Genomic DNA, 20,237 nt, shown 5'->3' with positions numbered 1-20,237 from the left:
ATCCGACGCTGGATGCCTGTGCCGGGGTGCGGGAGACGGGGACAGCGACGAGCCCCCTGCCACGGGGGATGCCCGTGGCAGGGGGCTCGACACAGCTCGGCAGGCCGTCGGTCAGTGCGTGTGTCCGCTCGCCGCGGGCGCCGGAGCGGCGTTCTTGACCGTCAGCGGCAGCAGCTTCTTGCCCGTCGGACCGATCTGGATCTGGGTGTCCATGGCGGGGCACACGCCGCAGTCGAAGCACGGGGTCCAGCGGCAGTCCTCGACCTCCGTCTCGTCGAGGGCGTCCTGCCAGTCCTCCCACAGCCAGTCCTTGTCGAGGCCCGAGTCGAGGTGGTCCCAGGGCAGGACCTCCTCGTACGTCCGCTCACGGGTGGTGTACCAGTCGACGTCGACGCCGAAGGGGGCCAGCGCCTTGTCCGCGCAGGCCATCCAGCGGTCGTAGGAGAAGTGCTCGCGCCAGCCGTCGAAGCGGCCGCCGTCCTCGTAGACCGCGCGGATGACTGCGCCGATACGGCGGTCGCCGCGGGAGAGCAGGCCCTCGACGATGCCGGGCTTGCCGTCGTGGTAGCGGAAACCGATCGAGCGGCCGTACTTCTTGTCACCGCGGATCTTGTCGCGCAGCTTCTCCAGGCGGGCGTCGGTCTCCTCGGCGGAGAGCTGCGGCGCCCACTGGAAGGGGGTGTGGGGCTTGGGGACGAAGCCGCCGATGGACACGGTGCAACGGATGTCGTTGGAGCGCGACACCTCGCGGCCCTTGGCGATGACACGCGTCGCCATGTCGGCGATCTGCAGGACGTCCTCGTCGGTCTCCGTGGGCAGGCCGCACATGAAGTACAGCTTCACCTGACGCCAGCCGTTGCCGTAGGCGGTGGCGACCGTGCGGATCAGGTCCTCCTCCGAGACCATCTTGTTGATGACCTTGCGCATGCGCTCGGAGCCGCCCTCGGGGGCGAAGGTCAGACCGGAGCGGCGGCCGTTGCGGGTGAGCTCGTTGGCCAGGTCGACGTTGAAGGCGTCGACCCGGGTGGACGGCAGCGACAGACCGATCTTGTCGTCCTCGTAGCGGTCCGCGAGGCCCTTGGCGATGTCGCCGATCTCGCTGTGGTCGGCGGAGGACAGGGACAGCAGACCGACCTCTTCGAAGCCGGTCGCCTTCAGGCCCTTCTCGACCATGTCGCCGATGCCGGTGATGGAACGCTCGCGCACCGGGCGGGTGATCATGCCGGCCTGGCAGAAGCGGCAGCCGCGGGTGCAGCCGCGGAAGATCTCCACCGACATCCGCTCGTGGACCGTCTCGGCCAGCGGCACCAGCGGCTGCTTCGGATACGGCCACTCGTCCAGGTCCATGACGGTGTGCTTGGAGACCCGCCACGGCACGCCGGAGCGGTTCGGCACGACACGGGCGATCCGGCCGTCCGGCAGGTACTCGACGTCGTAGAACTGCGGGATGTACACCCCGCCCGTCTTCGCCAGGCGCAGCAGCAGTTCCTCGCGGCCGCCGGGGCGGCCCTGCGCCTTCCACTCCTTGACGATCCTCGTGATGTCGAGGACGGCCTGCTCGCCGTCGCCGATGACGGCCGCGTCGATGAAGTCGGCGATCGGCTCCGGGTTGAAGGCGGCGTGTCCGCCGGCCACGACGACCGGGTCGTCCAGGCCGCGGTCCTTCGCCTCCAGCGGGATGCCGGCGAGGTCCAGCGCGGTGAGCATGTTGGTGTAGCCCAGCTCCGTGGAGAAGCTGAGGCCGAACACGTCGAACGCCTTCACCGGGCGGTGGCTGTCCACCGTGAACTGCGGGACGCCGCGCTCACGCATCAGCGCCTCCAGGTCCGGCCACACGCTGTAGGTGCGCTCGGCGAGGACGCCTTCCTGCTCGTTGAGGACCTCGTAGAGAATCATGACGCCCTGGTTGGGCAGACCGACCTCGTACGCGTCCGGGTACATCAAGGCCCAGCGGACGTCGCAGCTGTCCCAGGGCTTGACGGTGGAGTTCAGTTCGCCGCCCACGTACTGGATCGGCTTCTGCACATGCGGGAGCAGGGCTTCGAGCTGCGGGAACACCGACTCGACGGACATCGGGGGAACCTTTGTGAGCTGACAGGGGTGACCATTCAGCGTAACCCGGTCGGCGGCCCTCCCCGAACGCTCACAGGCGCGCCCCCTCTTCGGTCTCCTTCCACAGGCGGGGAAGCTCCCTCTCCAGGGCCGCGGCGCGTGCCTCCTCCCGGCCGTGGAGCAGCCCGTAGGTGAAGGCGCTCTCCCCCGCCGCGTGGGCCACCGCGGACAGTTCGCGCAGGGTGTGGCGGGCCATCACGCTGTCCTGGTGGTCGCCGAGCAGGCTGGTGAGGGACTTCATCGACTTGGCCAGCGAGCCGGCGGGGCGGCCCAGGGCGGGCGTTGCGGCCTCGGCGGCGTACCGGGTGCGCTTGGCCTTCTTGCGGGCCTCGTGCAGGGCGACGTCGCGGTCGTGGCCCGGGGGCGTCTCGAGCGCCCGCGCGACCAGGCGGGAGACCTTGGCGAGGTCCTTGTGCACGGCGGCGGCGAGCACCGCGTCCGGTTTCTTCGCGGCCTTCTTGCGCAGCGGCGGGTCGGCGAGCACGGCGTCGAGGCTGTCGAGCAGGGCGAGCGCGCGGGCGGAGTCCAGTACGGCGACCAGGTGGCCGCGGGTGTGGCCGTGCCGGGCGCTCGCCCACGCGGTGAGCCGCTCGCCGACGGGGCCGTGGACCAGGGCCGGAGGAACGTCGTCGAGGGCGGCCGTCAGGCGGGCGGCCAGGACCTCCTGGTCGCGGTCGGCGCCCAGCTCGCCGGCCAGCCACTTCAGCTCGGCGGCGACCGGGTCGGTGACGGCGCGGTCCAGGACGCTGCCGAAGACGCGGAAGGTGCTGCGCATACGGCGGGTCGCCACCCGCATCTGGTGGACGGAGTCCGGGAGGTCCAGACGCACGGCCGGGTCGCCCGCCACGATGGCGTCGCGCTGCGCGCGCAGGTAGGCGAGGAGGTGATCGCCCGCGGTCACGGGCTTGGCGGAGGCGGCCGTCCGGGTCCGGGTGCCGCCGGTCTCCTCCAGTGCGCGGGCCAGCTTCGAGGGGGACGCCGACGGCCGGACGCCCGCCTTGCGCAGGTGCTTGTCGACCTTGGCGAGGAAGGCGGGGTCGGCGCCGTCGGCCAGTTCCACCTCGATCTCGGTCCACCGGGCGGTTCCGCCCGCCCGGTTGAGCCGTTCGGCGCGCACCTCGTCCACGCTCGCCTCGGCCAGCAGCGTGCCGTCGGCGTCGAGAAGGTGACACACGTCCCGGGAGCTGCGCAGCCGCACCACGGGCACCAGCTCGGCGTGCCGGATGCGGGAGCGGACCAGTGCGGCGATCTCGTCGGGCACGGTGTCGGACAGCGGCGCACGGATCTCGTCGCGCACCCCCGCCTCGACGGGGAGCTTGAGGTGCCAGCCGGCGTCCGAGCCGCCGGTGCGGCGGCGCAGGGTGACGGCGGACGCGGCGAGACGTTCGTCGGCGGTGTCGTAGTAGGTGGCGTCCAGCTCGGCCACGCCCTGGTCGAGGACCGTCGCGACCTCGGCGACGCCGGTCAGGTCCGGCAACCCGCTGTCGTCGGATTCGTACTTGCGCTCGATCTCGCGTTTCGTCTCCGCCATGATCTGAATCTAGTCGCAGTCGGGGCGGGAGGGCAGTGCGCTTTTGCCCGCGTCCCGCGTCGACGGCCGGCTCGCGCCCGGTGCGGGCGGCCGTCTCACGCCCGGCCGCCGAAGAAGACCTGCACCTCCCGGATGAGCCCGTCCCGCACGGTGATCGCCTCCGTGTTGCGGTATCGCTCGCCGGTGGTCAGCTCGTACTCGTAGAGCACGAGGACGAGTTCCTCGTCGGCGGGGGTCACCCACAGAAGCCGGTGCTGAGTGAAGCGATCGGCGGTCGGGAAGCACCGCTCGAAGAAGGCCGCCTTGTCGATGTGGTCGTCGTGCGGGCTGGTGAAGGTGAAGTCGTCGGCGTAGAGCGCCACGGCCGCGTCCCGGTCCTGGGCCCGGTAGAGCCGGAACGCCGCCTCGACGACCTCGGTCGCTGTGCCGCTCATCGCATCTCCGCCCTCATGCCGACAGCGGTCGTTGGACCTTGATCGACTGCAGTAGCCCGACGGCCAGCCAGACCGCGAACATCGACGAGCCGCCGTAGGAGACGAACGGCAGGGGCAGGCCGGTGACCGGCATGATGCCGAGGGTCATGCCGATGTTCTCGAACGCCTGGAAGGCGAACCAGGCGACGATCCCGGCGGCGACGATCGTGCTGTACAGCTCCGTGGTCTCGCGGGCGATGCGGCAGGCCCGCCACAGCACCACGCCGAGCAGGACGATGATGAGCCCGGCGCCGACGAAGCCCAGTTCCTCACCGGCGACGGTGAAGACGAAGTCGGTCTGCTGCTCGGGCACGAACTGCCCGGTGGTCTGCGAGCCGTGGAAGAGGCCGGCGCCCATCAGACCGCCGGAACCGATCGCGATGCGGGCCTGGTTGGTGTTGTAGCCGACGCCCGCGGGGTCCAGGTCGGGGTTCGCGAACGCCGCGAAGCGGTTGATCTGGTACTCGTCCAGGATGTGCAGCTGCCAGATGGCGATGCAGCCGATCGCCCCGGCGATGAGCAGGCCGAAGACCCAGCGGTTGGAGGCGCCGGAGGCGAGCAGTACCCCGAGGATGATGGCCACCATCGCCAGCATCGAGCCGAGGTCGGGCATCAGCAGCAGGATCAGGCACGGTACCGCCGCCAGCCCCAGGGCCTGGGCCACGGTCCGGTGGTCGGGGTGGAGCTTGTCGCCCGCGTCCACCCGCGCGGCCAGCAGCATCGCCATGCCCAGGATGATCGTGACCTTGAGGAATTCGGCGGGCTGGATCGAGAAGCCGCCGATGACGAGCCAGTTGCGCTGGCCGTTGATCGTCGCGCCGAGCGGGGTGAGGACCACCAGGGCCAGCAGCACGGACAGGCCGTACAGGACCGGCACGACGTTGCGCAGGGCGCGGTGGCCGAGCCAGAGCGTGCCGATCATCAGGGCGAGCCCGATGCCGAGGTTCATCAGGTGCCGCAGGAGGAAGAAGTACGGGTCGCCCTGGTTCAGCTCGGTGCGGTTGCGGGTCGCCGAGTACACCAGCAGCGAGCCCATCAGGGACAGCGCCAGGGCGGCGAGCAGGATCGGCCAGTCGAGCCTTCGGGTGAGCGAGTCGCGGGCGAAGACCCTGGTCCAGCCGGCCCGCTCGGGGCCGTACCCGGAGACGGAGAAGCTGTTCACGCCGGTCATCGGGGCATCCTCCGGCTTCCCCGCCTGCGCGGCCGTCTGCGGGTGTTGCGGTTGCCGCTGGTGGCCGGTGAGGCCGTGGCGGCGGGCTGCTGGTCGTCGCCGTTGGTCGGGTTGTTCTTCTGGGCGTTCTCGGCGTCCTTGGCCGGGTCGCCGCTGACCTTCGGGGCGGTGATCGTGCCGTCCGTGCGGACCTTGGGCAGGCCCTTCTGCGGCTCGGGCAGCAGCGCCTTCTTCTGGTCCACGGAGCCGTCGCCCTGGACGCCGTAGAGCGCGCTGTAGATGTTGCGCACGGCCTCACCGGAGGCGCCCGAACCCGTACCGGCCTGGGCGATCGTCATGATCACCGTGTAGTCCTTGGAGTAGGTGGCCAGCCAGGACGTGGTCTGCTTGCCGTAGACCTCCGCGGTACCGGTCTTGCCGTGCAGCGCGATCTTGTCCTGCGGCCAGCCGCCGAACTTCCAGGCGGCCGTACCGCGGGTGATGACGCCCGCGAAGGCGTCGTTCATGCCCTTGATGGTGGCCTGGCTGACCGGCAGGCGGCCGCGCACCGTCGGCTTGATCTCCCGCACGCTCTTGCCGTCCGGGCTGATGATCGCCTTGCCGATGGTGGGCTGGTACATGGTGCCGCCGTTGGCGACGGCGCCGTAGATCACGGCCTCCTGGATCGGCGTGACGAGTGTGTCGCCCTGGCCGATGGAGTAGTTGATCTCGTCGCCCTCGCGCATCTTGTTGCCTTCGAGGCAGTTCTCGTACGAGATCCTCTGGACGTAGTCGCCGTCCTTCTTGCCGGTCCGGCACCAGGCGTCCTTGTTGGCCTTCCAGTAGTCCAGCTTCCACTGGCGGTCCGGGACGCGGCCGGTGACCTCGTTGGGAAGGTCGACGCCGGTCTCCTTGCCGAGGCCGAACTGGTGGGCGGTCTTGAAGAACCAGTCCTTCGGCTGCCCCTTCTTGGGGTTGATGCCGCCGTCCTTCTTCCACTCCCGGTCCGCCAGGCCGTAGAAGACGGTGTCGCAGGAGACCTCCAGTGCGCGGCCGAGGGAGATGGGGCCGAAGCTCTCACCCTCGAAGTTCTTGAAGACCTGGCCGCCCACCGAGTACGCGCTGGTGCAGGGATAGCCGCCGTCCCACTCGTAACCGGCCTGCACGGCGGCCGCGGTGGAGACCACCTTGAACGTGGAGCCGGGCGCCGCCTGACCCTGTATGGCGCGGTTCAGCAGCGGATAGTCGGAGTTCTTGCCGGTGAGGGCCTTGTAGTCCTTGCCGGAGATGCCGCCCACCCACACATTGGGGTCGTAGGTCGGCGCGGAGGCCATGGCGACGATCCGGCCGGTCTTGGCCTCCATCACCACCACGGCACCGGAGTCGGCCTTGTAGTTCTCACCGGTGATCTTGTCGAACTGCTGGCGGGCGGTCTTCATCGCCTTGTCCAGCTCGTACTCGGCGACGCGCTGGACCCGGGAGTCGATGCTGGTGACGAGGTTGGCGCCGGGCTCGGCGTTGTCGGACTCGGCCTTGCCGATGACCCGGCCGAGGTTGTCCACCTCGTAGCGGGTGACGCCGGCCTTGCCGCGCAGCGCCTTGTCGTACTGCCGCTCCAGGCCGGAGCGGCCGACCTGGTCGGAGCGCAGGAAGGGCGAGTCGGTGTCCTTGGCCTTCTGGATCTCCTCGTCGGTGACCGGGGAGAGGTAGCCGAGGACCTGGGCGGTGTTGGCCTTGCCGGGGGCCGGGTAGCGGCGCATGGCCTCGGGCTCGGCGCTGATGCCGGGGAAGTCCTCGGCGCGCTCGCGGATCTGCAGCGCCTGCTTGGGGGTGGCCTCGTCGGTGATGGGGATCGGCTGGTACGGCGAGCCGTTCCAGCACGGCTGGGGCGTCTTGGCGTCGCACAGCCGGACCTTCAGCATGACCTCCTTGGGGTCCATGCCGAGGACACCGGCGAGCTTGGTGAGCACCGCCTTGCCGTCGTCCTTCTGCTTCAGCAGGTCCGTACGGGACGCGGAGACGACCAGCCGGGTCTCGTTGTCGGCGAGGGGCACCCCGCGCGCGTCCAGGATCGAGCCGCGCACGGCGGGCTCGACGACCTGCTGGACGTGGTTGCCGGACGCCTCCTTCTGGTACTCCGCGCCCTCGCGGATCTGCAGGTACCACAGGCGGCCGCCGAGCGTGCCGAGGAGGGAGAGGACGAGGATCTGGATGACGACGAGACGGATCTGGACGCGGGGCGTCCGGCCGGTCTCCGGGATGTTGGTCACTGCGGCTGTCTCCCCCTCTCAGGACGCCTGCGGCGGGGCGTGTACGGGCGGTGGCTGGGTGCGTACGTCTGGTGAACGATCGGCCCTCGAACGCCGGTTCCGCTGACGTTCACCCGTACCGGTGAACTTGAACTCCGCGCCGTTCACAGCCGCTTGACCCCCTTGATGCGTCCCGCGCGGGCCACCCGGGCCCTCGCCGCCTTCGCCCGCAGCCCGCCCCGCTGTCCGCCGATCTTCAGTCCGGTGCCGCCCGCGACCCAGCCGGAGGAGATGTCGGTGGCCTTCGCGGCGGAGCCGGTCTCGGCGAGCGGGTCGTTGTCCGCGCGGCGGGCCAGCGCCATCACACCGGGGACGACGAACGGCGCCAGCAGCAGGTCGTACAGGGCCGCCGTGAACAGCAGGCTCGGCAGGCCGACATGGCGGGCGGCGGTGTCGCCGACGAGGGCGCCCACGCCTGCGTACAGCAGGGTCGAGCCGATCGCGGCCGCGACCACCGTGACCATCGGGCCGGTCGCCGACTTCAGGCGGCCGCTCTCGGGTTTCATCAGCCCGGCGGCGTAGCCGGTCACGCACAGCACCAACGCGTAGCGGCCGGCCGCGTGGTCGGCGGGCGGGGCGAGGTCGGCTAGGAGGCCGGCGCCGAAGCCGATGAGGGCGCCGCCGACATGGCCGTAGACCAGGGCGAGGCCGAGGACGGTCAGCAGCAGCAGGTCGGGGACGGCGCCCGGCAGGTGCAGCCGGGCGAGGACGCTCACCTGGACGACCAGGGCGACGACGATCAGCGCCGTGGAGAGCAGGATCCGGTTGACGCGCATGGAATGTCAGCTCCTACTGCAGCTCTTGCTGGCCGTCTTGGGTCTGTCCGCCGTCCGACGGTGGTCCGGTCTGGACGTCGGTGGCCGGCTGCTCACTCAGCTGCGGCTGCGGCTGCTGCCCGTTCTGCTGCTGCCCGTCGCCCGGCGCGGTCGCGCCCGGGGTGACCGTGACGGTGACCGTCGGCGTGGGGACCGGCTTCGGCTTGGCCGGCAGCACGGTGTCGCGCGGGTCCTTCTTCGGCGCCTCGACGACCACGCCCACGATGTCGAGCTTGGTGAAGCCGACGAACGGCGTCACGTACAGCGTCCGGGTCAGGCCGCCGCCGGAGGGGTCGACGCGGGAGACGACGCCGACCGGCACGCCGGGCACGAACGGCTTGTCGGCCTGCGAGCCGAAGGTGACCAGCCGGTCGCCCTTCTTCACCTCGGCCTTGCCGTTCAGCAGCTCCACGCGCAGCGGCCGGTCGCCCTGGCCGGAGGCGAAGCCCAGTTCGTCGCTGCCCTCCATCCGGGTGCCGACGGTGAAGTCGGGGTCGTTGGCCAGCAGCACGGTGGAGGTGTTCGGGCCGACCGTGGTGACCCGGCCGACCAGGCCCTCGCCGTTGAGCACGGTCATGTCGCGCCGGATGCCGTCGTTGGCGCCGACGTCGATGGTGATGGTCCAGGAGAAGCCCTGCGCCGCCCCTATGGCGATGACCTCGGCGCCCTTGATGCCGTACTGCCCGGCGCCGGCGACCTTCAGCATCTTGTCCAGCTGTCCCAGCCGGCTGCGGTTGCGGTCATCGCTGCCCAGCTTGGCCTTGAGGGCGGCGTTCTCCTTCTCCAGCGCGGCGAGCCGGTCGTGCCGCTCCCCGGAGTCGCGGACCGCCTCGACGGCGTTGCCGACCGGGTTCACCGCCGACGCCACGCCGTTCTCGATCGGACCGAAGGCCGCGGCCGCGGCCTGCCGGGCACCGTCGACCGGGGAGTCCTCCCCGCCGCGGATGTCCACCGTGATCAGTGCGAACGCGATGGCGATCAGCAGCACCAGGAGAAGCCGGCTCTCTCGTGTGTCCCTCACGTGCGGCGGCCGTGCCCTTCCTCATCGGAATGTGTGCAGGGGTCGGAAGCGGGTGTTCAGCTGTGTGGAGGCGTAGGGCGGAGCCTATGCCTCCATATCAACGATCCGCCGTACGAGAGGAGATCATCTCGTACGGCGGGATCGAAGCGTTACGTCATCGGCGCGGCGCGGCGTCCAGGACCTGCTGGAGCGCCTCGAACTCCTCGACGCACTTGCCGGAGCCCAGCGCGACGCTGTCCAGCGGGTCCTCGGCGATGTGGATCGGCATGCCGGTCTCCCGGCGCAGCCGCTCGTCCAGGCCGCGCAGCAGGGCGCCGCCACCGGTCAGCACGATGCCGCGGTCCATGATGTCGCCGCTCAGCTCCGGCGGGCACTTGTCCAGGGTCGTCTTGACCGCGTCGACGATCGCGTTGACGGGCTCCTCGATCGCCTTGCGCACTTCGGCGGCGGAGATGACGACGGTCTTGGGCAGCCCGGAGACGAGGTCCCGGCCGCGGATTTCGGTGTGCTCGTCGGTGTCGAGGTCGTACGCCGAACCGATCGTGATCTTGATCTGCTCGGCCGTCCGCTCACCCAGCAGAAGGCTGTACTCCTTCTTCACGTGCTGGATGATCGCGTTGTCCAGCTCGTCGCCCGCGACGCGGATGGACTGTGCGGTGACGATGCCGCCGAGCGAGATGACCGCGACCTCCGTGGTGCCGCCGCCGATGTCCACCACCATGTTGCCCGTGGCCTCGTGGACCGGCAGGCCGGAGCCGATGGCCGCGGCCATGGGCTCCTCGATGATGTGCACCTGGCGGGCGCCCGCCTGGGTCGACGCCTCGATGACCGCGCGGCGCTCGACGCCGGTGATGCCCGAGGGCACACAGACGACGACCCGCGGCCGAGCCAGATACCGCCGCTTGTGGATCTTCAGAATGAAGTAGCGGAGCATCCGCTCGGTGATCTCGAAGTCGGCGATCACGCCGTCCTTGAGCGGACGGACGGCAACGATGTTGCCGGGCGTGCGTCCGATCATCTTCTTCGCTTCGGCGCCGACCGCGAGGATGCCACCGGTGTTGGTGTTGATCGCGACGACGGACGGCTCGTTGAGTACGATCCCACGACCCCTGACGTACACCAGCGTGTTGGCGGTCCCGAGGTCGACAGCCATGTCACGGCCGATGAACGACATTGAGTTCCCCATGAGGATTCGTCTGGCCTTCCCACGAGCTTGTGAGGGCTTTTCAGGTAGGCGAGGTGGGTGCTGTGACGTGAAGGCTTCCATCGTAAACGCGCCTGCACGAACACGGCGTGAGGGTCTTCGCCATTGTCATCAGAAGCGACGGCGCCCCGCTTGGTGAGACGTGCCATCGGGGGCATCCGTTCCCCCGATCGGCGCGGCATATGCCAAAGGACGGCCGAAATCGTCCGGCCGCCCCAGGTCGGCTACGAGGAGTGAACTGACGGCGTGTCAGAAAAATCCCCGGAACATTCTCGCGGGCGTCTCAGGCACGGCCCGGGAAGAAGATCTTCACCTCGCGCTCGGCGGACTCCTCGGAGTCGGACGCGTGGATCAGGTTCTCACGCACGATCACGCCGAAGTCACCCCGGATGGAGCCCGGCGCGGCCGCGATCGGGTCGGTCGGACCCGCCAGCTGCCGCACGCCCTCGATCACCCGCTCACCCTCGACGATCATCGCCACGACCGGACCGGACGACATGAACTGAACCAGCGGCTCGTAGAACGGCTTGCCCTTGTGCTCGCCGTAGTGCTGCTCCAGCGTCTCGCTGTCCAGCGTGCGCAGCTCCAGCGCGGTGATCTGCCAGCCGGCCTTGCGCTCGATACGGCTGATGATCTCGCCGGTCAGGCCGCGACGGACGGCGTCGGGCTTGAGGAGGACGAGGGTGCGCTGGGTCACGGGGGGACTCCTTCTTCCTGCCAGGTGTGCGGTGGGACGAGATTACAGGGCGTGTCGTGGCGCCCGTCACGCAGCGTCAGCTGTGGAGGAACCGCCCTGCGCACCCTGCGCCGCGAATCTCGCCTTCGCCTCGTCCACCTTGCGACCGAAGTGCACCGACGCCCACCACAGCGCCGCGAACACCGCGCCCATGAAGAACATCAGCGGCACCACGAAACCGGCCGCGACCAGCGCGATCTGCAGCGCCCACCCGAGGGCGACGCCCCCGGGCCGGGTCACCATGCCGCACAGCAGCACGCAGAGCAGCATCGCGATGCCGCACACCGTCCACACCGTGCCCGTGGTGAGGTCCGGGTCCTTCATCGCGACCAGACCGGCGAACCCGATGATGAAGAACTCACCGATCAGCGTCGAGGAACACAGCGTCCGCATGACTCACGCACTCTTCCCGAGAAGCAGCCGGGCCTCGCCGACCGTGATGACGGAACCCGTCACGAGCACGCCGCCGCCCGCGAACTCGCCCTCCTCCTCGGCGAGCGTGATCGCGGCCTCCAGCGCGTCCGGCAGCCGCGGCTCGACCTGCACCCGCTCCTCGCCGAACACCTCCACCGCGATTCCCGCCAGCTCGTCGGCGTCCATCGCCCGGTGGCTGGAGTTCTGCGTGACCACGACCTCCGCGAAGACCGGCTCGAACGCCTCCAGCAGCCCGCGCACGTTCTTGTCGCCGCTCGCGCCGACGACCCCGATCAGCCGGCTGAACTGGAACGCCTCCCCGATCGCCTCGGCCGTCACCCGCGCGCCCGCCGGGTTGTGCGCGGCGTCCAGCACCACGGTCGGCGAGCGGCGCACGACCTCCATGCGGCCCGGCGAGGCCACGGCCGCGAACGCCTTGCGCACGGTGTCGGCGTCCAGCTGCTCCTGGCGCTGCGCGCCCACGCCGAAGAACGCCTCCACGGCGGCCAGCGCCACCGCGGCATTGTGCGCCTGGTGCGCGCCGTGCAGCGGGAGGTAGATCTCCGTGTACTCGCCGCCCAGGCCGCGCAGCGTCATCAGCTGCCCGCCGACGGCCACCTGCCGGGCGACGACGCCGAACTCCAGGCCCTCGCGGGCCACGGTCGCGTCGGCCTCCACGGACTTCTTCAGCAGCACCTGCGCCGCGTCCACCGGCTGCTGCGCCAGGATCACGGTCGCGCCCTGCTTGATGATCCCGGACTTCTCACCCGCGATCGCGCCCGGTGTCTCGCCCAGCCGGTCGGTGTGGTCCAGGTCGATCGGGGTGACGACGGCGACGTCACCGTCGATCACGTTCGTCGCGTCCCAGGAGCCGCCCATGCCGACCTCGACGACCGCCACGTCCACGGGCGCGTCGGCGAAGGCGGCGTACGCCATGCCGGTGAGCACCTCGAAGAAGGACAGCCGGTACTCCTGCTGCCCGTCCACCATCTCGATGTACGGCTTGATGTCCTCGTACGTCTCGACGAAGCGCTCGGCGGAGATCGGTGCGCCGTCCAGGCTGATGCGCTCGGTGATCGACTGCACGTGCGGGCTGGTGTAGCGGCCGGTGCGCAGCTCGAAGGCGCCGAGCAGGGCCTCGATCATGCGGGCGGTGGAGGTCTTGCCGTTGGTCCCCGTGATGTGGATCGAGGGGTACGAGCGCTGGGGCTCGCCCAGGACGTCCATCAGGGCGGAGATGCGGGCGACCGACGGCTCCAGCTTGGTCTCGCCCCAGCGCGTGGCCAGCTCGGCCTCGACCTCGCGCAGCGCCTTGTCGACCTCGGGGTCCTCGGGGCGGGCCGGGACGTCGGCCTCCGGCGTGCCTCCCTGGGTGCGCAGGGTGCGGCTGCCGGCCTCGATGACGGCGAGATCCGGGTCGCGGGTCGTTTCGGCTTCGATGATCTCGTCGAAGCCGTCGAGGGGGTCGGGCTGGTCGTTGCCGGGGATTTCGCTCACGGGGTCAGTTTACGGAGCGGTGGTGACAAAGCGTGCGGTGGCTTGGTGCACCTGTCGAGGGGGCGGCTGGTCTTTGCGTGCGGGTGCGGGTGCGTCGTGGTTGATCGCGCAGTTCCCCGCGCCCCCTGGGGTCGGCGAAGGCCCCGGTGCTGTTCAGCACCGGGGCCTTCGCCGCCGTAGAAGCCGCTACGCCTGCGGCAGGCGGTCCAGCTGGGCCGCGATGCGGGTGATGTCCTCCTCCGCCTTGGCCAGGCGGGTGCGGATCTTGTCCACCACGTTGTCCGGGGCCTTCGCCAGGAACGCCTCGTTGCCGAGCTTGGCCGTGGCCTGGGCCTTCTCCTTCTCCGCGGCGGCGAGGTCCTTCGCCAGGCGCTTGCGCTCGGCCGCCACGTCGATCGTGCCGGAGAGGTCGAGGGCGACCTCGGCGCCCGCGACCGGCAGCGTGGCCGTGGCCGCGAAGGACTCACCCTCCAGCTGCAGACGCAGCAGCTGGCGGATGGCGGGCTCGTGCGGCGCGAGGGCCGTACCGTCCAGGGTCAGGCGGGCCGGGACGCGCTGGCCGGGCTGCAGGCCCTGGTCGGCGCGGAAGCGGCGGACCTCGGTGATGACCTGCTGGAGGGTCTCGATCTCCCGCTCGGCGGCGGCGTCGTGGAAGCCACCCGGCGCGTCAGCACCAGGAACGGACACAGCCTTGGGCCACTCGGCGATCACGACCGACTCACCGCCGGTCAGCGTGGTCCACAGGGTCTCCGTGACGAACGGGACCACCGGGTGCAGCAGCTTCAGGGTGACGTCGAGGACCTCGCCCAGGACGCGCTTGCTGACCTCGGCCGCCTCGCCGCCGGCCTGGAACGTCGTCTTGGACAGCTCGACGTACCAGTCGAAGACCTCGTCCCACGCGAAGTGGAACAGGGCGTCGGACAGCTTCGCGAACTGGTAGTCGTCGTAGTAGGCGTCCACCTCGGCGACGACCGAGTTCAGGCGGGAGAGGATCCAGCGGTCGGTCGGCGACATCTTCGACGCGTCGGGCAGCGGCCCGTCCACCGTCGCGCCGTTCATCAGCGCGAAGCGGGTCGCGTTCCAGATCTTGTTGGCGAAGTTGCGCGAGCCCTGGACCCAGTCCTCGCCGATCGGCACGTCGACGCCGGGGTTGGCGCCGCGCGCGAGGGTGAAGCGCAGGGCGTCGGAGCCGTACTTGTCCATCCAGTCCAGCGGGTTGACCGCGTTGCCGAAGGACTTCGACATCTTCTTGCCGAACTGGTCGCGGACCATGCCGTGCAGGGCGATGGTGTGGAACGGCGGGGTGCCGTCCATCGCGTACAGGCCGAACATCATCATCCGGGCGACCCAGAAGAAGAGGATGTCGTAGCCGGTGACCAGGACGGAGTTCGGGTAGAACTTCGCGAGCGACTCGGTCTGCTCGGGCCAGCCGAGCGTGGAGAACGGCCACAGGCCGGAGGAGAACCAGGTGTCGAGGACATCGGTCTCCTGGTGCCAGCCCTCACCGGACGGCGGCTGCTCGTCGGGGCCGACGCAGACGACCTCGCCGTCGGGGCCGTACCAGACCGGGATGCGGTGGCCCCACCACAGCTGGCGGGAGATGCACCAGTCGTGGAGGTTGTCGACCCAGTCGAAGTACCGCTTCTCCATCTCCTGCGGGTGGATCGTGACCTTGCCCTCGCGGACCACGTCACCGGCGGCCTTGGCGAGCGGGCCGACCTTGACCCACCACTGCATGGACAGGCGCGGCTCGATGGTGGTCTTGCAGCGCGAGCAGTGGCCGACGGAGTGGACGTAGGGGCGCTTCTCGGCGACGATCCGGCCCTCGGCGCGCAGCGCGGCGACGATCGCGGAACGGGCCTCGAGGCGGTCCAGGCCCTGGAAGGGGCCATGGGCGGTGATCACGGCGTGCTCGTCCATGATCGCGATCGCCGGGAGGTCGTGGCGCTGGCCGATCTCGAAGTCGTTCGGGTCGTGCGCCGGGGTGACCTTGACGGCGCCGGTGCCGAACTCCGGGTCGACGTGCTCGTCGGCGACGACCGGGATGGAGCGGCCGGTGAGCGGCAGCTTGACGAGCGTGCCGACCAGGTGCTTGTAGCGCTCGTCGTCGGGGTGGACGGCGACGGCGGTGTCGCCGAGCATCGTCTCGGCGCGGGTGGTGGCGACCACGAGGGAGTTCTCACCCTCGCCGTAGCGGATGGAGACCAGCTCGCCGTCGTCGTCCTGGTACTCGACCTCGATGTCGGAGATCGCGGTCAGGCAGCGCGGGCACCAGTTGATGATGCGCTCGGCGCGGTAGATCAGCTCGTCGTCGTAGAGCTTCTTGAAGATCGTCTGGACGGCCTGGGAAAGACCCTCGTCCATGGTGAAGCGCTCGCGGGACCAGGCGACGCCGTCGCCGAGGCGGCGCATCTGGCCGCTGATCTGGCCGCCGGACTCGCCCTTCCACTGCCAGACGCGCTCGACGAAGGCCTCACGGCCCAGGTCGTGGCGCGACTTGCCCTCCTTGGCGAGCTCGCGCTCGACGACGTTCTGGGTGGCGATGCCCGCGTGGTCCATGCCGGGCTGCCACAGCGTCTCGTAGCCCTGCATCCGCTTGCGGCGGGTGAGGGCGTCGATGAGCGTGTGCTCGAAGGCGTGGCCCAGGTGCAGGCTGCCGGTGACGTTGGGCGGCGGGATGACGATCGTGTACGGCGGCTTGTCGCTCGCCGCGTCCGCCTCGAAGTAACCGCGCTCTACCCAGCGCTCGTACAGCGGCCCCTCTACATCGGCCGGCGCATACTGGGTCGGCAGTTCGGTGGTGGGCGCTGGTGGCTGCTGCTGAGCGTTGTCGGTCACGGCGCTCAGTTTAGAGGCGTCACGGCCCTGTCCCGAAACGCGATTCTTCTGTAACGGTCCGTACCCCGGTGGGCTGCCGTGCGGGGGGCTCGGCCAGGATGTCGGAGACGCATAAGCATCTGGAGGGGAACCCCGTCATGAGCTACAACCAGCCGGGCCCGTACGGCGGGCAGCCGCAGCAGCCCGGGCCGTACGGTCAGCCGGGGCCCTACGGCCAGAGCGGCCCCTACGGCCAGCAGCCGCAGGCACCCCAGCCCGGCTACGGCTACCCCCAGCAGCCGCCCGCCCCGCAGCCGGGCTACGGCTACCCGCAGCAGGGGGTGCCGCCCCAGCCGGCCCAGTACGGCCAGCCCAACCCCTACGGCCAGCAGGCGCCTTACGGCCAGCAGCCGTACGGCAGCATGCCGCAGCCCCCGGCGGCCGGCGGCGGCAAGAAGAAGACGGGCCTGATCATCGGCGCGGTGGCGGTCGTCGCGGCACTCGCGGTCGGCGGCTACTTCGTCCTCGCGGGCGGCGGAGGCGGCGGCCTGAGCGACGACGGCCCGCACAAGCTGACCACGCCGGCGACCACGCTCACCGAGTACAAGCGGGTCGGCAAGGGCGGCGAGAGCACCGACTCCAAGACCGTGGAATACCTCCAGTCCAGCGGTGTCACCAACGGCAAGGCCGTCATCGGGCAGTGGTCGACGGCCGACTTCGGCGACTACGACCCCCAGCACCCCGACGCGAGCGAGCTGCCCAGCACGGCCGAGCTGCTGACCGCCCGCGGCTTCACGATGGTGGGCGGCTACGGCGAGATCAAGGACCCCGAGGCGACGCTGGACAAGTACTTCGCCGCCATCCAGCAGCAGTTCACGAAGAACGCGGCGTCCAGCTCCGGCACCGCGTCGGACGCGAAGCTGATCGGCCAGCCGGAGAAGGCCGACATCGACGGCGCGGTCATGAAGTGCCAGTCGACCACGAGCACCAACTCGCTCACCAAGAAGCAGTCCACGGACTGGTTCTGCGTGTGGGCCGACTACAGCACGGTCGCCATGGTCTCCCCCGGTGACAACACCAAGGGCATCACCAAGGACGCCGCGGTCGACATCACCACGAAGCTGCGCGACGAGGTGCGTATCGCGGCCTGACGCCCGCGAGGCGTCGCATACGGCGAAGGGGCCCCGGTCGGTCGACCGGGGCCCCTTCGCCTGTGCTCACGCCGACTTCTGCTCGCCCGGGCCGCGGCCGCGGGCGTCCCTCGGGATGAGGGTCGGGTTGACGTTGGAGCGGACGACGTCGGCGGTGATGACGACGCGGGCCACGTCCTTGCGGGACGGGACCTCGTACATCACCGACATCAGGACCTCTTCCATGATGGCGCGCAGGCCGCGGGCGCCGGTCTGGCGGAGGATGGCCTGGTCGGCGATGGCCTCCAGGGCCTCGCGCTCGAAGTCCAGCTCCACGCCGTCGAGTTCGAAGAGGCGCTCGTACTGCTTCACCAGCGCGTTGCGCGGCTCGACCAGGATCTTCAGCAGCGCTTCGCGGTCGAGGTTGTGGACCGAGGTGATCACCGGCAGCCGGCCGATGAACTCCGGGATCATGCCGAACTTGACCAGGTCCTCCGGCATGACGTCCTCGAACTGGTCCTTGGACTCCAGCTCCCGCTTGGAGCGGATCGTCGCGCCGAAGCCGATGCCCTTGGCGCCGGCCCGGGACTCGATGATCTTCTCCAGGCCCGAGAAGGCGCCGCCCACGATGAACAGGACGTTCGTCGTGTCGATCTGGATGAACTCCTGGTGGGGGTGCTTGCGGCCGCCCTGCGGCGGGACCGAGGCCGTGGTGCCTTCGAGGATCTTGAGCAGGGCCTGCTGCACGCCCTCACCGGAGACGTCCCGCGTGATCGACGGGTTTTCGCTCTTCCGGGCGACCTTGTCGATCTCGTCGATGTAGATGATCCCGGTCTCGGCCTTCTTGACGTCGTAGTCGGCCGCCTGGATCAGCTTGAGCAGGATGTTCTCGACGTCCTCGCCGACATAGCCCGCCTCCGTCAGCGCGGTCGCGTCTGCGATCGCGAACGGGACGTTCAGCATGCGGGCCAGGGTCTGCGCCAGCAGCGTCTTGCCCGAGCCCGTGGGGCCCAGCAGCAGGATGTTGGACTTGGCCAGCTCGATCGCGTCCTCACGGCTGCTGCCGCCGCCGTTCTCGCCGGCCTGGACCCGCTTGTAGTGGTTGTAGACCGCGACGGAGAGGGCCTTCTTCGCCGCCTCCTGGCCGACCACGTACCCCTCGAGGAACTCGTAGATCTCGCGGGGCTTCGGGAGCTCCTCCCAGCGCACCTCGCTGGTCTCGGCGAGCTCCTCCTCGATGATCTCGTTGCAGAGATCGATGCACTCGTCGCAGATGTACACACCGGGGCCTGCGATGAGCTTCTTGACCTGCTTCTGGCTCTTGCCGCAGAACGAGCACTTGAGCAGATCGCCGCCGTCACCGATGCGTGCCACGGTGTGCTTCCCCTTCGCCTGGGAGTCGCCTGGACGTCACCGTCCAGTGGCTCCTGGTGCTGCCTTATGTCCGACGGTACCTTGCCCGGACCCCCGTTCGGGCCCCCCTTGGCACGGTTCACTTCCACGGGAACCGTGTGCGTGCCATGCCAAGGGGCGGCAGACGATACAGGTCCGGTGACCCGTGCGGGTCAGCGGACCGCCGCGTTGTTCATCTTCCGGGTGGAGATGATCTGGTCGATCAGGCCGTACGACAGCGCGTCCTCGGCCGTGAGGATCTTGTCGCGCTCGATGTCCTCGCGGATCTTCTCGATCGGCGTGGTGGAGTGCTTGGCCAGCATCTCCTCCAGTTGCGAACGCATCCGCAGGATCTCGTTCGCGGCGATCTCCAGGTCGGAGACCTGGCCGCGGCCGGTCTCGCTGTAGGGCTGGTGGATCAGCACGCGCGCGTTCGGCAGCGCCATGCGCTTGCCCGGCGTACCGGCGGCCAGCAGGATGGCCGCGGCGGAGGCCGCCTGGCCCATGCAGACCGTCTGGATGTCGGGCTTCACGAACTGCATCGTGTCGTAGATCGCGGTGAGCGCCGTGAAGGAGCCGCCGGGGCTGTTGATGTAGACCGAGATGTCCCGGTCGGGGTCCATCGACTCCAGGCACAGCAACTGCGCCATGACGTCGTTGGCGGAGGCGTCGTCGATCTGGACGCCCAGGAAGATCACGCGCTCCTCGAAGAGCTTCGCGTAAGGGTCGTACTCGCGGATGCCCTGGGAGGTGCGCTCGACGAAGCGCGGGATGACATAACGGGACTCGGCCGTGGGGCCGGTGTACTCGGCGCGCGCACGGTCGTGGATGCCGCTGCCGGGGAAGTCGTTCACGGTGTCTCCTGAAAAGGGCTGGGGCGGTGGCTGAGGCGAACGTGGGGGCCGGTGGGCCCTGGGGGGCCACCCGGCGCCGTACGGGCGTTGTGCGGGCCCGTGGGGCCCGTTACGCCGCCCCGGTACCGCCGCCGCCCGGCATGCCGGCGGCCGTGGGGATCACGTCGTCGATGAGGCCGTACTCCTTGGCCTCGTAGGCGTCGAACCAGCGGTCACGGTCCGAGTCACGGGTGATCTGCTCGACCGACTGACCGGTGTGCAGCGAGGTGAGCTCGGCCATCCGCTTCTTGGTGTGCAGCAGCCGCTCGGCGTGGATCTTGATGTCCGAGGCGGAGCCGGCCAGGCCCGCCGAGGGCTGGTGGATCAGGATCTCGGCGTTCGGCAGCGCGAAGCGCTTGCCGGGCGTACCGGCGCTGAGCAGGAACTGGCCCATCGAGGCCGCGAGGCCCATGGCGATGGTCACCACGTCGTTCTTGATGAACTGCATGGTGTCGTAGATCGCCATGCCGGCCGTGATCGAACCGCCGGGGCTGTTGATGTACAGGTAGATGTCCTTGTCCGGGTCGGCGGCAAGGAGCAGCAGCTGTGCGGTGATCTTGTTCGCGATGTCGTCGTCGACCGGCTGGCCGAGGAAGATGATCCGCTCGTTGAGCAGCCGGTTGTAGACCTGGTCGCCGAGGCCACCACCGATGGAAGGCTCGCCGGCGGCTGAGGGCATCAGATTCGTCACGTATCCACCTGCTCGTCTTACGACGGCGCCGGGCCGTCTCACGTTTCCCTGC

The 20,237-nt window shown here is 69.7% G+C and carries 16 protein-coding genes; 1 reads left to right on the top strand and 15 read right to left on the bottom strand.

Annotation, left to right across the window (positions count from 1 at the left end; genetic code table 11):
• Positions 1-111 precede the first annotated feature (111 nt).
• The 12 genes from ACF1GV_RS01860 to ACF1GV_RS01805 form a co-directional block, all read right to left on the bottom strand.
• Positions 112-2,073, bottom strand: coding sequence for a TIGR03960 family B12-binding radical SAM protein (locus ACF1GV_RS01860; RefSeq protein ID WP_391676927.1), 1,962 nt, complete (start codon positions 2,071-2,073; stop codon positions 112-114).
• A 70-nt stretch (positions 2,074-2,143) separates the two neighbouring features.
• Positions 2,144-3,643, bottom strand: a complete 1,500-nt coding sequence (locus ACF1GV_RS01855) for a CHAD domain-containing protein (RefSeq protein ID WP_391676925.1) — start codon at positions 3,641-3,643, stop codon at positions 2,144-2,146.
• Between the two features lie 95 nt (positions 3,644-3,738).
• Positions 3,739-4,077, bottom strand: coding sequence for a nuclear transport factor 2 family protein (locus tag ACF1GV_RS01850; RefSeq protein WP_391676923.1), 339 nt, complete (start codon positions 4,075-4,077; stop codon positions 3,739-3,741).
• 13 nt (positions 4,078-4,090) lie between these two features.
• Positions 4,091-5,287: a rod shape-determining protein RodA gene (gene rodA / locus ACF1GV_RS01845; protein ID WP_391676922.1), complete on the bottom strand. Its 1,197-nt coding sequence runs from the start codon at positions 5,285-5,287 to the stop codon at positions 4,091-4,093.
• A complete protein-coding gene (gene mrdA / locus ACF1GV_RS01840; RefSeq protein ID WP_391676920.1) occupies positions 5,284-7,536 on the bottom strand; it encodes a penicillin-binding protein 2 in 2,253 nt (750 codons plus the stop codon). The genes rodA and mrdA overlap by 4 nt, the downstream gene beginning before the upstream one ends.
• Before the next feature lie 143 nt (positions 7,537-7,679).
• Positions 7,680-8,351, bottom strand: a complete 672-nt coding sequence (gene mreD, locus ACF1GV_RS01835) for a rod shape-determining protein MreD (protein WP_391676918.1) — start codon at positions 8,349-8,351, stop codon at positions 7,680-7,682.
• Positions 8,352-8,364: 13 nt separating this feature from the next.
• A complete protein-coding gene (gene mreC, locus ACF1GV_RS01830) occupies positions 8,365-9,411 on the bottom strand; it encodes a rod shape-determining protein MreC (RefSeq protein ID WP_391676917.1) in 1,047 nt (348 codons plus the stop codon).
• Between the two features lie 154 nt (positions 9,412-9,565).
• Positions 9,566-10,585 (bottom strand): rod shape-determining protein, encoded by a 1,020-nt coding sequence (locus tag ACF1GV_RS01825; protein WP_103782377.1) that lies wholly within the window; start codon positions 10,583-10,585, stop codon positions 9,566-9,568.
• A gap of 313 nt (positions 10,586-10,898) precedes the next feature.
• On the bottom strand, positions 10,899-11,312 hold the full coding sequence (gene ndk, locus ACF1GV_RS01820; protein WP_391676916.1) for a nucleoside-diphosphate kinase: 414 nt from the start codon (positions 11,310-11,312) through the stop codon (positions 10,899-10,901).
• 66 nt (positions 11,313-11,378) lie between these two features.
• Positions 11,379-11,744: a DUF4233 domain-containing protein gene (locus ACF1GV_RS01815; protein ID WP_391676915.1), complete on the bottom strand. Its 366-nt coding sequence runs from the start codon at positions 11,742-11,744 to the stop codon at positions 11,379-11,381.
• 3 nt (positions 11,745-11,747) lie between these two features.
• The gene (locus tag ACF1GV_RS01810) at positions 11,748-13,262 is read right to left on the bottom strand and encodes a bifunctional folylpolyglutamate synthase/dihydrofolate synthase (RefSeq protein WP_391676914.1); all 1,515 of its coding nucleotides are present in this window, start codon (positions 13,260-13,262) and stop codon (positions 11,748-11,750) included.
• A 186-nt stretch (positions 13,263-13,448) separates the two neighbouring features.
• Positions 13,449-16,100 (bottom strand): valine--tRNA ligase, encoded by a 2,652-nt coding sequence (locus ACF1GV_RS01805; RefSeq protein WP_391676913.1) that lies wholly within the window; start codon positions 16,098-16,100, stop codon positions 13,449-13,451.
• 137 nt (positions 16,101-16,237) lie between these two features.
• On the opposite strand from ACF1GV_RS01805, the gene ACF1GV_RS01800 reads away from it, so the two are divergent.
• Positions 16,238-17,230, top strand: a complete 993-nt coding sequence (locus tag ACF1GV_RS01800) for a hypothetical protein (RefSeq protein WP_391676911.1) — start codon at positions 16,238-16,240, stop codon at positions 17,228-17,230.
• 66 nt (positions 17,231-17,296) lie between these two features.
• Here ACF1GV_RS01800 and clpX read toward each other — a convergent pair whose 3' ends face one another.
• The 3 genes from clpX to ACF1GV_RS01785 all read right to left on the bottom strand — a co-directional run bounded on the left by clpX (position 17,297) and on the right by ACF1GV_RS01785 (position 20,173).
• Complete coding sequence (gene clpX, locus ACF1GV_RS01795) at positions 17,297-18,583, bottom strand: ATP-dependent Clp protease ATP-binding subunit ClpX (RefSeq protein WP_363264750.1); 1,287 nt, start codon at positions 18,581-18,583, stop codon at positions 17,297-17,299.
• Positions 18,584-18,774: 191 nt separating this feature from the next.
• Positions 18,775-19,455, bottom strand: coding sequence for an ATP-dependent Clp protease proteolytic subunit (locus tag ACF1GV_RS01790; protein WP_363264751.1), 681 nt, complete (start codon positions 19,453-19,455; stop codon positions 18,775-18,777).
• Positions 19,456-19,564: 109 nt separating this feature from the next.
• Complete coding sequence (locus ACF1GV_RS01785) at positions 19,565-20,173, bottom strand: ATP-dependent Clp protease proteolytic subunit (RefSeq protein WP_361623415.1); 609 nt, start codon at positions 20,171-20,173, stop codon at positions 19,565-19,567.
• Positions 20,174-20,237 lie beyond the last annotated feature (64 nt).

It is taken from the genome of Streptomyces sp. NPDC014006, assembly GCF_043088925.1.
In the GTDB taxonomy this organism is placed as follows: Bacteria; Actinomycetota; Actinomycetes; order Streptomycetales; family Streptomycetaceae; genus Streptomyces.
This window is presented reverse-complemented; position numbering and strand designations above follow the sequence as displayed.